We start from the raw sequence: 15,345 nt of genomic DNA, 5'->3' as shown, positions 1-15,345 counted from the left end.
CAATCCGGTAGGCTTGAAACACAAGATGAAGGCAATCGCTGGCTTTTTCAAGTCCGCGGGTAGGCGCAATCTGCACCCACCCGCTCTGGCGCATTGCTTCAGGATGCCAGTTGCCGCTTGTCGTAGACCGAGTCGATCAGGCCGTACTCGGCCGCGCGCGCAGCGCTCATGAAGTTGTCACGCTCGGTGTCGCGCTTGATGGTTTCCAGCGGCTGGCCGGTGTGATGGGCCAGCAGCTCGTTCAGGCGCGCCTTGATGTTGAGGATTTCCTGGGCGTGGATCTCGATATCGGTCGCCTGGCCCTGGAAACCGCCCAGCGGCTGGTGAATCATCACCCGCGAGTTGGGCAGGCAGTGGCGCTTGCCGGCGGCACCCGCCGCGAGCAGGAAGGCGCCCATGCTGCAGGCCTGGCCGATGCAGATGGTCGAGACGTCCGGCTTGATGAACTGCATGGTGTCGTAGATCGACATGCCAGCCGTCACGGAGCCGCCAGGGGAGTTGATGTAAAGATGGATATCCTTGTCCGGGTTTTCCGCCTCAAGGAACAGCAGTTGCGCCACTACCAGGTTGGCCATGTAGTCCTCTACAGGGCCGACCAGGAAGATCACGCGCTCCTTCAGGAGGCGCGAATAGATGTCGTAGGCGCGTTCGCCACGGGCGGACTGCTCGATAACCATCGGGACCAGGCCGCCCGCGGCCTGGATGTCAGAGCTCTGCTGAATATAAGAATTGCGGGACATGTCCTGCACTCACTCCCAAATAGTCATGGCTTGAATACGCACAAGCCAGCGCGAAGGCTGGCTTGTGGGGGTTTCCTACGAGAGTAGCCTGTTACTCAGCGTCGGCAGCTGCCTGGGCTGGTTTCACGGCTTCTTCGTACGAGACCGATTTGTCGGTCACAGTCGCTTTCTGCAGGACAGTATCTACAACTTGTTCTTCCAGTACAACCGAACGCACTTCGTTCAGTTGCTGGTCGTTCTTGTAGTACCAGGCGATGACCTGCTCAGGCTCCTGGTAGGCCGAGGCCATCTCTTCGATGACTTCGCGAACCTTGGCTTCGTCCGGCTTCAGGTCGAACTGCTTGACCACTTCGGCAACGATCAGACCCAGGACCACGCGGCGCTTGGCCTGCTCTTCGAACATCTCGGCTGGCAGCTGCTCAGGCTTGATGTTGCCACCGAACTGCTGAACGGCCTGCACGCGCAGACGGTTGACTTCGTTTTCCAGCAGGGCTTTCGGCACGTCGACCGGGTTGGCGGCCAGCAGACCGTCCATGACCTGGTTCTTGACCTTGGTCTTGATGGCCTGGCGCAGTTCACGCTCCATGTTCTTGCGAACTTCGGCGCGGAAGCCTTCCAGGGTCGATTCCTTGATGCCGAACTGGGCGAAGAAGGCTTCGTTCAGTTCTGGCAGCACAGGAGCCGAAACGCTGTTGACGGTAATGGTGAACTCGGCGGCCTTGCCTGCCAGGTCCAGGTTCTGGTAGTCCTCTGGGAAGGTCACGTTGACCACGCGCTCTTCGCCAGCCTTGGCGCCAACCAGACCTTCTTCGAAGCCTGGGATCATGCGGCCGGAGCCCAGCACCAGCTGGGTGCCCTTGGCCGAACCGCCGGCGAAGGCTTCACCGTCGATCTTGCCGACGAAGTCGATGTTGACCTGGTCGTCGTTCTGCGCGGCGCGCTCGGCGGCCTCGAAGCGGGTGTTCTGCTTGCGCAGGACTTCCAGCATGTTGTCCAGGTCGGCGTCAGCCACTTCGGCGCTCAGGCGCTCGACGGCGATCGAGTCGAAACCGGCAACGGTGAACTCAGGGAAGACTTCGAAGATGGCGACGAACTCGAGGTCCTTGCCTTTTTCGAACGATTTTGGCTCGACGGCAGGAGCGCCGGCCGGGTTCAGCTTCTGCTCGACGATGGCTTCGTAGAAGGAAGCCTGGACCAGGTCACCGAAGGCTTCCTGACGGGCATCGGCCTCGAAACGCTGGCGGATCACGCTCATCGGCACCTTGCCAGGGCGGAAGCCCGCGATCTTGGCGCGCTTGGCAGTCTGCTGCAGACGCTTGTTGACTTCGTTCTCGACGCGCTCGGCCGGAACGGCGATGGTCATGCGGCGCTCGAGAGCGGAAGTGTTTTCAACAGAAACTTGCATGGATATTCCTCGTTGCACAGACGTTAGCCGGCGATAACCCGACTCCAGAATCAAGGGCAAACATTCTAGTGACTCGCGCACCAGAAGTCACCCCACCCGGATTGTCGGCGAAACACGCCGGTCGATTTCCCTGGAAGGCCCGCACGACGGGGCGTCGAGCCTATTCATATAACGACCGCGCGCCACCTCGAATGCCGCGCAGTTGTAAAACCTTGTCAAACAAACAACAGCCTGGGCGATCGCCAGTTTTACTGCGGCTCGATCTCGTTGAACTGGCAGTATTCTTCCCAAGCCAGGCCCAACGCCTCGGCCACCTCGCGGTGCACTTCCAGGCGCATGGCCTGCAACTGCTCCGGCGACTCGGCGATCAACTGCAACGCGTACTCCCAGGGCTGGACACCCTGCTCCTGGGCTGCATCCTCGAACGCCCACTCGATCTGCTGGGCCTGCTCGCGGGCATCCAGCTCACGGATTTCTTCGAGCAACTGCGGATTGGCCTCGGCAAAACGCTGCAGCGCCAGGGCTTGGCGCGCCTCTTTTGCAATCATTTGCGCTACTCCTCTGGCAGCCTGTTCGGCCAGGCATTCAACCGGCTGAAATCTAACAGCTTTTATCGCCTGACCACCAGTAGCCACAGGCACCGGATGGCAGAAACAAAAAAGGCGCCCGATCATTCGATCCGGGCGCCTTCTGAAAATATGGGGTGGACGATGGGAATCGAACCCACGACAACCGGAATCACAATCCGGCGCTCTACCAACTGAGCTACGCCCACCATAATGCAGTGTTGCGGTACAGCCTTACAGAAACATGGTGCGGACGAAGAGACTCGAACTCTTACAGCTTGCGCCGCTGGAACCTAAATCCAGTGTGTCTACCAATTTCACCACGTCCGCATGAAACGCTTAGAACAAGGGCGCCGGATCATTCAATCGAGGCGCCCCTGAAAAATCTGGGGTGGACGATGGGAATCGAACCCACGACAACCGGAATCACAATCCGGCGCTCTACCAACTGAGCTACGCCCACCATAACGCGTTACTGCTTACTTGCCCGAGCCTAATGGCGCACCCGGCAGGACTCGAACCTGCGACCATCCGCTTAGAAGGCGGATGCTCTATCCAGCTGAGCTACGGGCGCTTAAGCTTCCAGCCAAACCGAACAAGCGAATCACTCATTCTGCCCGGCTTTGCCAACCCGTGCCAGGCAGTGCCCGACAAGTGCGGCGAATCTTATAGGCGACCCTGAGAGGCGTCAACACCTTTCGCAAAAAAATTTAAATTATTGAAGGGGTTAGGGGATTTGCCCGACCACCCGCCTTTGCCCTTGGGCCATGTCGTGCGAGAATGTGCCCTTCTTATATATGTTCCCTTCTCGATGGTTAATCACGCGTCTATGACTGCACACCTTATCGATGGCAAGGCGATCGCCGCCAACCTGCGCCAGCAGATCGCCCAACGTGTCGCCGAGCGCCGCCAGCAGGGCCTGCGCACGCCAGGCCTGGCGGTGATCCTGGTCGGCAGCGACCCGGCCTCCCAAGTCTATGTCTCGCACAAGCGCAAGGACTGTGAAGAGGTCGGCTTCATTTCCCAGGCGTTCGACCTGCCCAGCGATACCACGCAGCAAGCCCTGGCCGATCTGATCGACCGGCTCAACGACGACCCGGCAGTCGACGGCATTCTCCTGCAACTGCCGCTGCCGGAGCACCTGGACGCCTCGCTGCTGCTCGAGCGCATCCGCCCGGACAAGGACGTGGACGGTTTCCACCCCTACAACATCGGCCGCCTGGCCCAGCGCATCCCGCTGCTGCGCCCGTGCACCCCGAAAGGCATCATGACCCTGCTGCACAGCACCGGCCAGGACCTGTACGGCATGAACGCGGTGATCGTCGGCGCATCCAACATCGTCGGCCGACCGATGGCCATGGAGCTGCTGCTGGCCGGCTGCACCGTCACCGTCTGCCACCGTTTCACCAAGGACCTGCCCGGCCATGTCGGCCGTGCCGACCTGGTGGTGGTCGCTGCCGGCAAGCCGGGGCTGGTCAAGGGTGAGTGGGTCAAGGAAGGCGCCATCGTCATCGACGTCGGCATCAACCGCCAGGAAGACGGCAAGCTGGTTGGCGACGTGGTCTACGAGACCGCCCTGCCCCGCGCCGGCTGGATCACCCCGGTGCCGGGCGGCGTGGGCCCGATGACCCGGGCATGCCTGCTGGAGAACACCCTGTATGCGGCTGAAGAGCTGCACAAGTAATACGGTGTTCCGGCAATGAAAGAAAACGGCGCCCTTCGAGGCGCCGTTTCTCCTTGACTCCCCCACCATAGCCGCATACAGCCGATTCGGCTGCCATCCCATCCACTTCAGCTGTTTCTGGCTGCTCCCCACTCACGCTTCAGCCGGGATCTCTTCCCGATCCCCCCGACAATGGTCACACAGCCCACCTGTGGATGCGTGCCCAATGCAAACAACAAATACCGTCCTCATGATTCGCCCGGCGCGGTTCGCCTTCAACCCCGACACCGCCGCCAACAACCGCTTCCAGCAAGCGCCGCTGGACCCTGAGACCGCCAGCGCAAAGGCGCTAGAAGAGTTCGACGGCTACGTCGACAGCCTGCGCCAGCACGGTGTCGACGTACTTGTGGTGCAGGACACCCCGGAACCCCATACCCCTGACTCGATCTTCCCCAACAACTGCTGGAGCAGCCATGCCGACGGCAGCCTGGTGCTCTACCCGATGGAGGGCAAGAACCGCCGCCTGGAACGCAGCAAGGGCGTACTGGGCGTGCTGAGCGAGCGTTTCGCCATCCAGCGCACCGTCGACCTGAGCCCGCTGGAACAGCAGAATCTGTTCCTCGAAGGCACCGGCAGCATGGTCCTGGACCGTGAGCACCGCATCAGTTACGCCTGTCACTCCGGGCGCACCCACGAACGCGCCCTGCGCCAGTTCGCCGAGCACCTGGACTACCGCCTGTGCCTGTTCCACGCAGTGGACCGCCAGCAGGCGCCGATCTACCACAGCAATGTGATGATGAATGTCGGCCGCCAGCTCGCCGTGGCCTGCCTCGATGCCCTGCCCCACCCAGACGAACGCCGCGCACTGGAACATTCGCTGCGCGACACCGACAAGCAGGTGCTGGCGCTGAACTTCGATCAGCTGGAGAACTTCGCCGGCAACATGCTCGAGGTCCACGATCGCGACGGCCGCTCGCTACTGGTGATGTCGCGCAGCGCCTGGCACTCGCTCGATGCGCAGCAGCGCCGCCAGGTCGAACGGCACAGCCATCCGCTGGTGGTGAACATCGACCATATCGAACGCATCGGCGGCGGCAGCGCCCGCTGCATGCTCGCCGAAATCCACCTGCCCTCGCGCCACTGACCCGTCAAGGAGAACCATCATGACCCGCTACATCGACGTAAATGACCTCGCCCGCCTGGTCAACCGCAAGGGCCTGCCCACCTGCCTGGCCGAGATGGCCGAGTACATCCGCCAGGACTACCTGCGCTGGCACGACTTCGAGAAATGCGCGCGCCTGGCCAACCACTCGCCGGACGGTGTGATCGAGCTGATGCCGGTGTCCGACGCCAACCTGTACGCCTTCAAATACGTCAACGGCCACCCGAAGAACACCCACAACGGCCTGCTCACCGTGATGGCCTTCGGCGCCCTGGGCGATGTCGATACCGGCGCGCCGGTGCTGCTCAGCGAGATGACCCTGACCACCGCCATCCGTACCGCCGCCACCTCAGCCCTGGCCGCCCGCTACCTGGCGCGCCCGGACAGCAAGTGCATGGCGCTGATCGGCAACGGCTCGCAAAGCGAGTTCCAGGCCATCGCCTTCCATACCCTGCTAGGCATCGAGGAGATCCGCCTGTTCGACATCGACCGCAAGGCTTCGGAGAAACTGGCGGCCAACCTGGCCGGCTACCCGCAACTGAAGCTGACCATCGCCGGCAGCGTGGCCGAGGCAGTGCGCGGCGCCGACATCGTCACCACGGTCACCGCCGACAAGGCCTACGCCACCATCCTCACCCCGGAGCTGATCGAACCGGGCATGCACCTCAATGCCGTGGGCGGCGACTGCCCGGGCAAGACCGAACTGCATCGCGACATCGTCGAGCGTGCCCGGGTGATCGTCGAGTACGAACCGCAGAGCCGGATCGAAGGCGAGATCCAGCAGATGCCCGCCGACTCGCCGACCACCGAGTTCTGGCAGGTGGTCGAGGGCAGCGCCGCAGGCCGCGAGAACGTCGGGCAAGTCACGCTGTTCGACTCGGTCGGCTTCGCCCTGGAGGACTACTCGGCGCTGCGCTATGTGCTGGACGTCGCCCGCGCCCTGGACATCGGGCACGACATTGCGCTGGTGCCTGAACTCGAGAACCCGAAGGACCTGTTTGCCTTGCTGCAGCCAAAAGGGTGTGAGCGCAAGGCCAGTGCTGCCTGACCGAACACTCGGGGCCGCTTGGCGGCCCCAGTGACCGAAACGGCTGTCGCACATCCATAAATCTTTGTCGGAACAGCCGTTTCGGCTGCAAGTGGCCCACTAACAGCCGAATCCGGCCTCCCACGCGCTGGCAAACGACACAAAAAACCTGTCTATCTCGCGCATTCTGAGCGCGACCCATGAGTCACTGACGGACCTACACGCTTCAACCGCCCTACTACCAATAACAACACCCAGGGACCCAAGACCATGCTCTCCATGCGAAAACGCCTCGGCGTGCTGCTGTTCTCGTTGTGTGCCACCAGCGTTGCCCAGGCCAAGGAGTGGACAGAGATCCGCTTCGGCGTCTTCCCCGAATACCCACCTTTCGAATCCGTTGCCGCCGATGGCAGCCTGCAAGGCTTCGACATCGACCTGGGCAATGCCATCTGCGCCAAGCTGCAGGTCAAGTGCACCTGGGTGCACAACGAGTTCGACGGCATGATCCCGGCCCTGCGCGCCCGCAAGTTCGACGCCATCATGTCTTCCATGGCCGTCACCCCGGCACGCCTGAAGCAGATCGACTTCACCAGCCGCCTGTTCCTCAGCCCCACCTCGGTGATCGTGCGCAAGTCGGCCGACTTCGGCGACACCAGCGAATCGCTCAAGGGCAAGCAGGTCGGCGTGCTCCAGGGCTCGCTGCAGGAAGCCTACGCCCGCGCCGTGCTGGCGCCGCAGGGCGCGCAGGTCAAGGCCTACCAGAGCCAGGACCAGAACTACGCCGACCTGATCAATGGCCGCCTCGACGCCACCGTCACCGACAAGCTCGAAGCCCAGCTCAACTTCCTCTCCAAGCCCGAAGGCGCCGACTTCAAGAGCGGCCCGGCGATCAAGGACCCAACCTTGCCGCTGGACATCGCCATGGGCCTGCGCAAGAGCGATCCCGAACTCAAGGCCCTGCTCGACAAGGGCATTGCCATGATCCATGCCGACGGCACCTACGCCGAGATCCAGAAGAAGTACGTCGGCGACGTGGATATCTACAACGAGTGACCTACAGCGCCGATCGCGGGGCAAGCGCTCCCACGGGTTCATCGCTGCGTGGGAGCGGGCTAGCCCCGCGATGGCCTCCCCGCGAGATCCTGTCATGAACGACTTCCTCTCTCACGGCCTGCAAGGCTTCGGCCCGCTGCTGGCCCAGGGCACCTGGATGACCCTCAAGCTGGCCCTGCTGTCACTGGTGCTCAGCCTCGCACTGGGCCTGATCGGCGCCAGCGCCAAGCTGTCGCGATCCAGGCTGCTGCGCCTCCCGGCCACCCTCTACACCACGCTGATCCGCAGCGTTCCCGACCTGGTGCTGATCCTGCTGATTTTCTACAGCATGCAGATCTGGCTCAACGACCTGACCGAGATGCTGGACTGGGACTATGTCGAAATCGACCCGTTCAGCGCCGGGGTAGTCACCCTGGGCTTCATCTATGGCGCCTACTTCACTGAGAACTTGCGCGGCGCCATCCTCAGCGTACCCGCCGGGCAGCTGGAGGCCGCCACCGCCTACGGCCTGAGCCGGGCACAGCGGTTTCGGCTGGTGCTGTTCCCGCAGCTGATGCGCTTCGCCCTGCCGGGGCTGGGCAACAACTGGCTGGTGTTGCTCAAGTCCACCGCGCTGGTGTCGATCATCGGCCTGGCCGACCTGGTCAAGGCCGCGCAGAACGCCGGCAAGACCACCAATGACATGCTGTTCTTCCTGTGCCTGGCGGGCCTGGTCTACCTGGTCATCACCACCTTGTCCAATCGCCTGCTCAAGCACCTCGAGCGGCGCTACAACACCGGCATCAAGGAGCTGGCGCGATGATCGAACTCCTTCAGGAATACGGCCTGGCCTATCTCTACAACGATGGCACCGGCCTCTCGGGCCTGGCCATGACCCTCTGGCTGTTCCTGGCCAGCATGGTGCTGGGCTTCGCCTTGTCGCTGCCCCTGGCCTTGGCGCGTACTTCGCGTCATGCCTGGCTGCGCCTGCCGGTGCAGCTGTACACCTTCGTGTTTCGCGGCACACCGCTCTATATCCAGCTGCTGATCTGCTACACCGGGCTCTACAGCCTGCAGCTGGTGCGCGACCACGCCCTGCTCGACCAGTTTTTCCGCAACGCGCTCAACTGCACCTTATTGGCGTTCGTGCTCAACACCTGCGCCTACACCGTGGAAATCTTCGCCGGGGCGATCCGCAACCTGCCCGCTGGCGAGCTGGAGGCGGCCCAGGCCTATGGCTTGCGCGGCTGGAAGCTCAACCTGTTCCTGGTGCTGCCCGCTGCCCTGCGCCGCTCGCTGCCGGCCTACAGCAACGAGCTGATCCTGATGCTGCATGCCACTTCGCTGGCCTTCACCGCCACCGTCGCCGACATCCTAAAAGTGGCCCGCGACGCCAACGCCGCAACCTTCCTGACCTTCCAGGCCTTCGGCGTGGCCGCCCTGCTGTACATGCTGCTGTCTTTCGCCCTGGTCGGCCTGTTCCGCGTGGCCGAACGGCGCTGGATGCGCTTCCTTGACCCTGTACGAGGCTGAACCCATGAACGCTACCGCACTGCCACTCACCACCTTCGAACAGGCACCGACAGCCCGTGCCCATGCCGGCGCGATCAAGCTCAGCGTCGAGGGCCTGCACAAGCACTACGGCGAGCATCAGGTGCTCAAGGGTGTGTCGCTGCAGGCGCGCAAGGGTGATGTGATCAGCCTGATCGGCGCCAGCGGCTCGGGCAAGAGCACCTTCCTGCGCTGCATCAACTTCCTCGAGCAGCCCAATGCCGGCAGCATCACCCTCGACGGCCAGACCCTGGAGATCCACCCCGGCACCCGCACCCCGCCGCCGGCCCAGTTGCAGAACCTGCGCACGCGCCTGGCCATGGTGTTCCAGCACTTCAACCTGTGGAGCCACCTGACGGTGCTGGAGAACATCTGCCTGGCGCCACGCAAGGTGCTGGGAGTCAGCGCCAGCGAAGCCGAGGCGCGGGCGCGCAAGTACCTGGACAAGGTCGGCCTGCCGGCCCGCGCCGCCGAGCAGTATCCGGCGTTTCTCTCCGGCGGCCAGCAACAGCGCGTGGCCATCGCCCGGGCACTGGCCATGGAGCCGGAAATCATCCTGTTCGACGAGCCCACCTCGGCACTCGACCCGGAGCTGGTCGGCGAAGTGCTCAAGGTGATACAGACGCTCGCCGAGGAAGGACGTACCATGCTCATGGTCACCCATGAAATGGGGTTTGCCCGCCAGGTATCGAGCCAGGTGCTGTTCCTGCACCAGGGCCTGGTCGAGGAAAGCGGCAGCGCCGAGATCCTCGACCGGCCACAGAGCGAGCGCCTGCGGCAGTTCCTCTCCAACCGCCTCAAGTGAAGTCAAGCCGTATATGGATAGCAAGGCCATCAGCTCCACCGCGGCACCGCTGGATCGCATCGACGAAGCGATCATCGACGTGCTGCGCCACCACGGAAGGATCACCTACGAAAAGCTCTCCACCCTCGTGCACCTGACGCCCAGGCCCTGTCTGGAACGGGTGCGCAAGCTGGAGCGGCGCGGTGTGATCCGCGGTTACGGGGCCATCATCGACCTGCAGCAGGTTTCCCCCGGGTTGTCATTGCTGGTGCTGGTGGCCTTGTCCAACCAGAGCGGGCGCTCGGCGCAGCGGGCCTTCGAAGCCACCGTGCGCGCCTGCCCGCAGGTCTACGAGTGCCAGCTGATCAGCGGGCACTTCGACTACAGCCTGCGCATGCGCTGCCGCGACATGGAGCATTACCGGGTGCTGACCGAGACCTGGATGAACAACGACGAGCTGCATATCGACAAGCTGGTGGCGCATCCGGAGCTGGCGGCGGTGAAGAGCACCGCGCCGCAGCCATGAACGGCCGGTAGTACCCACCTACCACAGCATCACCGGACAACTGCCCAGACTGCAGGCTTTTGCTGCAGAGAGCCGTCCGGATGACTTCACCCCTTCCCCCCCTCAGCGCGTTCATCGACGCCCGCCTGCCGACCTGGTTACGCCAGGCCGGACAGGGCCGTCGGGCAACGCTCGAATCACGCATTCGCGCCAGCCACAGCGCCAGCCGTGTGGTGCGCGAGCATCTCGACAAGATCGCCACGCCGCAGTCCTTTGCCGAGCAAAAGCTTGAGCCCACCCTGCGCGAATGGTACCCGAATCAGCCATTACCGACCTCTTCGCAAGGCTGGCTCTGGAACATCGACACCCGGCGCGACATGAGCTGGCTGGAAGCGGCATTGCTGAACTTCGCCAAAGGCAGCCGGGTGCGCCTGGCAAGCGCACGCCATGGCGACTATCTGTCGCTGGACAACCAACGTTTTGTCGATGGCGTGCGCGCACTCGACATCGGCGGGCAATATCAACGATTGCTGCGCGTCGGCGTCGATAACGCCCGCTTTCGCGCCCTGCTGGCCTTGCAGGACCGCAACGCCCTGGCCGCCGAACTGGTCATTGCCGATCTGCGGGGGCTGCTGGATCCGAGCCGCGTGGCGCTCGGCGAGGCGCTCGTCGGGGAACGCGACGTCACAACTCCCACTTCAGGGCCCCTGCAGTGCTGCTCGTTGCGCATTTTCGATACCGTCATCCATGGGCCGCTGCTCGTGCGGCGCACACCTCCAAGGCGGGAGGGAAGCTGCTTTCTTTATCTGCCTGGCGATGACACCCCCTTGTCGGGTCATCCAACGTTCCAGCATGCCGCCCAGGCCTTGACCCGCCGCTTGCGCAATGATCGCTTCCGCCGGCACTTCGCTCGCTACATCGCAGACATTGATAAACCGCTCTTTTTCAGACGGCTGCGCCAGACCCTGTTCCCACGCTATCCCTACCTGGAACTGCGCGACCCCATGCCGGAGCTGGCCAAAGGCGACCAGGCCAGCAGGATCAGCCAATGGTTTCCGCCTGTCGGCGCCATCTGGCAGGAAACCCTGGATCACAATGCGCGCCTGCCGATGGCGTTCGTGCCTTGGGACGGCGATTGTTTCGAGGCACGGGCACGCCTGGCGGTACAACGCCTGCTCACGGACGCCCGGGCACAGGCGGTGCCGACCGCGCAGCGCGATGCCGAGCAGTCGGCACAGCGGCTTGAACACTGGTTGAGTATCGGCATGACCGTACTCAACCTGGCGAGCCTGCCGCTGGAGGTCTTGCAACTGCCGATGCTCATGGTGGGGGGAGCACAGCTGGTGGGTACATTCCTCGATGGCATTCATGCGGCCAATGAAGGAGATGCCGACGCGGCGATCCATCACCTGTTCGACGTCATCGGTAACCTCGCACAGTTCGCCGTGCTCGACATCGCTACCCGCGGTTTTGCCGAGCCGCCAGGCGTGCTGCATGACTGGCTACCCGCTCACGGCGAATCGGGCACCCGCCTGTGGAGCGGCAACCTGATGCCCTTCTCCAGGGAAATACCCTGGCCCATCGACACCCCCCTGCATGCCAGCGGTCTGCAACGTTGGAATGACAAACACTGGCTGCTCCTGGAGGAGCGGGCGTTCGAGCTGGAGCAAGGCACCGCTGAACGATGGCAGCTCCAGACTGCCCGCGGCTTGCGCCATCAACCCGTCCTGCGTGGCAGCAACGGCCAAGGCGCCTGGTTGCTGCGCCACGAACGCCCGGCAAGCTGGGATACGAGGCAGTTGCTGCGCCGGCTTGGTCCCCCCACCCGAGGGTTGGACGATACCCTGGCGCTACGTGCCCTTCAGGCCAGCAGCTACGATGCGAATGCCCTGCGCAAGGTAATCATGGAGCGCGAACCGGCTCCCGCCCTGCTGCTCGACAGCCTGCAGGCACTTGGGGCAGAACCTGTCCCGCTCCCTGTACCTGGGGCAGGCGATGAAACCTTGGCGCGCGACTTTCCTTCGCTCAGCCCTCGAGCACGGGCGCAAGTGCTGGACGAAGCGACGCGCGAAGATCTGCACACGCTGCGCGAGCACAGACGCGTGCCATTGGCCATCGCGGAGTCGGCCCGACTCTATCAGCGCGAGGCAAGGATCAACCGCGCCCTGCAAGGCTTTTACCAAGGGCAGGCGGGCCATGCGGACCGCGATGAGATCGCCTTTGCCATGCTTTCGCACATGCCTGGCCGAGATAAATCACTGCGTATCGAGCTTCGCCAGGACACCCCCGAAGGCAAACTGTTGCTTGCCGTCGGAGCGCCAGGCATACCCGCGATCACACTGACCCGCGACGCCCTCGGCTACCGTTATTGGCAAGCCGGCGCCATGCCTGCCGACCGGGTCGATCTGTTCCACGCCTTGTTCGAAGCCCTGCCGGCCGCACAACGCCGGGTGCTGGAACTGCCGGAGCAAACAGCGCAGGGCCTGCGCGATGCACTGTTCCTGCGCGCCCACACCCAGCGCGACCAGGTTGCGGCAGCCCTGCGCATGCCGCCACTGCGCAAACTCTTCAGGCTGCCAGGGCGACTCGCAGATGGCCGGCTCGGTTATGCCTTGAGCGGTCGGGGGCAAGGCTGGCTGACAGAAGACGAATTGTTCGACCAGCTGTACCCTGAAGATCCATTGAATAACCGGGAGCAGTTGCGCCAGCGCCTGCGTGAAGAGGCAGGCAGCCGCCCAGGCGCTTTTGGACGCCTGCTCGAAGCCCAACGCGCCGACTTCAATACCCTCGACAATGGCTTGCAGCGGTGGATCGACCTGACCAACCCGGACCCGGTCGACACTTTCCAGATGCGCCGCAACGCCCGCAGCTCTGCCGCACTCAGCATTCGCCGCGCCTGGCGGCGACAGGGCACGCCCGATAGCGAATCCACCCTGGATCACGTTGTTCTGCAACTGGATGCGCAACATCTGGCTGAACTGCCCTGCCTGGGAACACGCCTGCCCCATGTTCGTCACCTGGCGCTAAGCAATCTACAGGACTTGCACAACCCCAATCTCGATCCGTTCCTGCGTGCTTTCCCGAACCTGCGCTACCTTTACCTCACTCAATGTCGCCTCAACGAACTCCCCGAAGCCTTGGGCGAGCTGACTCAGCTGCGCTCGCTGGACCTGAGCGGCAATCGTCTGGACATCGACAGCGAAGCGAGCCTTGGGTTGCTCACTCGGCTACCCAGGCTGGAGCGCCTGCTGCTGACTGGCGCGGTCGAGAACATCAGTGCTGCGAGCCTGCAGCGCCTGTCGTCGCTGCAACATCTGTGGCTGCTGGTGGCGGACGAAAATTACCTGGCCTGGGAGGCCGAGCACTTCCAGGCCCTGCAGCAATGGCCAGCACTGACCCACCTGAGCCTGTCACTGAACGACATCACGCTCACTGAACAAAGCCGTGCCGCGCTCAACGGGCTGAACCGGCTCCAGACAATGATCCTCAATGACAACCCACTGGACATGGCACCTGACCTGACTGGGTGGCAGCGTCTGCAGCGCCTGGACCTGGAGGACAGCGCTATGTCGCAATGGCCCATCGGCATCGAGCAACTGTTGAACCAGCGCCCCTTGCAGCTTCGCGAACTGGACCTGAGCAGCAACCTGCTGGGCGATGCCCCACATCTGCGTGACAGCGCATTCGCTCAAGCCCTGCGGGCCGGAGAGGACATTTCATACAACTTGAACGGCAATCCGTTTTCCGACCAGGCACTGCTGCGCCTGCTGGATGCCGGGCTCACGCCCGTGACAGAGTCAGCGGAAGCACAATTGTGGCGCAGCGACTGGCCGGAGGAACTGCAACTGCATGTGACCAACACCGCGCAGGCCCCGCAATGGCGCCCTTTGTATGAGCTTTTCGAACGACTCCCACAGACCCCCGACTTCCAATGCAGCCCCACAGCCATGAGCCGCCGCATGCAGGACATACTGATCACCCTCGCCGACCTGGAGCCCTCCACCCAGGATGTTGCGGGCTGGGGACGCGCCGAGTTGCAGCAGCAGATCAATGACCTGCTCAGGGACGCAGGCCAGGAATGTGTCGACCAGGCCGAACTGCTGTTCCAGCAGGTCGAGACTCAGGTCAACGTCTGGCGTACCGTAGCGCGGGCGCCGGCCAATGCCAGCGATGCCCAGGTCGCGGTCGAAACCGCTACTGCGCTGCTGCGCCAACAACGCCTGGACGAACGCATTGGCGCATTGTTCAATGCCCGGGCCACCAGGCGCCGGGGGCTGGCCCAGGCGCCGGACCAGGCCGTCCCGGCGCTTGACCCGGACGACGACCTCCCCGACGAACAACTGACCGAGCCCGACTACCTGCTCGATGAGGTAGAGATGGCACTGCACGCACGCATGCAGTTGCAAGCGCGCCTGGCCTTGCCGCCACAACCACAGGCCATCCGCTTCGACTACCTGGCCCGGTTGTCCGCGGCTACGCTTGAGCGCCTGGCAACCGGTGTCGAGCAGTACGTCAACGCCACACGGCTGATTGAATGGGCCGCCGAACAACCGTTCTGGCGGGGGTGGATGCGGCGCTTGCACCAAGACCGTTTCACCGCCTTGGCCAATGAATGGGCCGGAGCATCCGAGTACTTCGACACCTTGAGTGAAGCTGGGCCGGTCGACACCGTTTATGCCGGGCCGGCGGTGCCACAGGCATTCGTCAACGCATTGGTTCTGGCGCATCCGACAATCCAGTGGCAACGTAGCGGCCGGTTGCTGCGGGTCGATCTTGTGTCGGGACGATATCCCGAGGAAGGCAATATCCACTTGGCGATATCCGCAATGCTGCTCGAAACGCGCCAGCAAGCCGAAGATTCACTCCTGAGAACGCTGACACAGGAAACATTTGCGGTTCTGCGCGCTTGA

The 15,345-nt window shown here is 63.3% G+C and carries 12 protein-coding genes and 4 tRNA genes; 9 read left to right on the top strand and 7 right to left on the bottom strand.

The window, feature by feature from the left end:
- Positions 1–98: 98 nt before the first annotated feature.
- The 7 genes from clpP to CCOS191_RS08955 form a co-directional block, all read right to left on the bottom strand.
- Entirely contained in the window at positions 99–740 is a 642-nt protein-coding gene (gene clpP / locus CCOS191_RS08985) for an ATP-dependent Clp endopeptidase proteolytic subunit ClpP (RefSeq protein ID WP_023629742.1), read from the bottom strand.
- A 91-nt stretch (positions 741–831) separates the two neighbouring features.
- Complete coding sequence (gene tig / locus CCOS191_RS08980) at positions 832–2,145, bottom strand: trigger factor (RefSeq protein ID WP_046854888.1); 1,314 nt, start codon at positions 2,143–2,145, stop codon at positions 832–834.
- Between the two features lie 248 nt (positions 2,146–2,393).
- Positions 2,394–2,693 carry a DUF6388 family protein gene (locus tag CCOS191_RS08975; RefSeq protein ID WP_046854887.1) on the bottom strand — a complete coding sequence of 100 codons (300 nt, stop codon included), beginning with the start codon at positions 2,691–2,693 and terminating at the stop codon, positions 2,394–2,396.
- Between the two features lie 151 nt (positions 2,694–2,844).
- Positions 2,845–2,920 (bottom strand) — tRNA-His (locus tag CCOS191_RS08970).
- A 36-nt stretch (positions 2,921–2,956) separates the two neighbouring features.
- Positions 2,957–3,041 (bottom strand) — tRNA-Leu (locus CCOS191_RS08965).
- A gap of 57 nt (positions 3,042–3,098) precedes the next feature.
- Positions 3,099–3,174: transfer RNA gene (locus CCOS191_RS08960), tRNA-His, on the bottom strand.
- A gap of 34 nt (positions 3,175–3,208) precedes the next feature.
- Positions 3,209–3,285: transfer RNA gene (locus CCOS191_RS08955), tRNA-Arg, on the bottom strand.
- 255 nt (positions 3,286–3,540) lie between these two features.
- Here CCOS191_RS08955 and folD point away from each other — a divergent pair.
- The 9 genes from folD to CCOS191_RS08910 all read left to right on the top strand — a co-directional run bounded on the left by folD (position 3,541) and on the right by CCOS191_RS08910 (position 15,345).
- Positions 3,541–4,395, top strand: coding sequence for a bifunctional methylenetetrahydrofolate dehydrogenase/methenyltetrahydrofolate cyclohydrolase FolD (folD, locus tag CCOS191_RS08950; protein ID WP_023629744.1), 855 nt, complete (start codon positions 3,541–3,543; stop codon positions 4,393–4,395).
- 205 nt (positions 4,396–4,600) lie between these two features.
- On the top strand, positions 4,601–5,518 hold the full coding sequence (ctlX, locus tag CCOS191_RS08945) for a citrulline utilization hydrolase CtlX (protein ID WP_046854886.1): 918 nt from the start codon (positions 4,601–4,603) through the stop codon (positions 5,516–5,518).
- Positions 5,519–5,537: 19 nt separating this feature from the next.
- On the top strand, positions 5,538–6,584 hold the full coding sequence (locus tag CCOS191_RS08940) for an ornithine cyclodeaminase (protein WP_046854885.1): 1,047 nt from the start codon (positions 5,538–5,540) through the stop codon (positions 6,582–6,584).
- 249 nt (positions 6,585–6,833) lie between these two features.
- Positions 6,834–7,616, top strand: coding sequence for an ABC transporter substrate-binding protein (locus tag CCOS191_RS08935; RefSeq protein ID WP_046854884.1), 783 nt, complete (start codon positions 6,834–6,836; stop codon positions 7,614–7,616).
- A 94-nt stretch (positions 7,617–7,710) separates the two neighbouring features.
- Positions 7,711–8,418, top strand: coding sequence for an ABC transporter permease (locus tag CCOS191_RS08930; protein ID WP_046854883.1), 708 nt, complete (start codon positions 7,711–7,713; stop codon positions 8,416–8,418).
- Positions 8,415–9,128, top strand: a complete 714-nt coding sequence (locus CCOS191_RS08925) for an ABC transporter permease (protein WP_046854882.1) — start codon at positions 8,415–8,417, stop codon at positions 9,126–9,128. The genes CCOS191_RS08930 and CCOS191_RS08925 overlap by 4 nt, the downstream gene beginning before the upstream one ends.
- Before the next feature lie 4 nt (positions 9,129–9,132).
- On the top strand, positions 9,133–9,951 hold the full coding sequence (locus CCOS191_RS08920) for an ABC transporter ATP-binding protein (protein WP_231867478.1): 819 nt from the start codon (positions 9,133–9,135) through the stop codon (positions 9,949–9,951).
- Positions 9,952–9,964: 13 nt separating this feature from the next.
- Complete coding sequence (locus CCOS191_RS08915; RefSeq protein ID WP_046854881.1) at positions 9,965–10,456, top strand: Lrp/AsnC family transcriptional regulator; 492 nt, start codon at positions 9,965–9,967, stop codon at positions 10,454–10,456.
- 80 nt (positions 10,457–10,536) lie between these two features.
- On the top strand, positions 10,537–15,345 hold the full coding sequence (locus CCOS191_RS08910; protein WP_046854880.1) for a dermonecrotic toxin domain-containing protein: 4,809 nt from the start codon (positions 10,537–10,539) through the stop codon (positions 15,343–15,345).

This window comes from Pseudomonas sp. CCOS 191 (assembly GCF_001007005.1).
Classification (GTDB): domain Bacteria; phylum Pseudomonadota; class Gammaproteobacteria; order Pseudomonadales; family Pseudomonadaceae; genus Aquipseudomonas; species Aquipseudomonas soli.
This window is presented reverse-complemented; position numbering and strand designations above follow the sequence as displayed.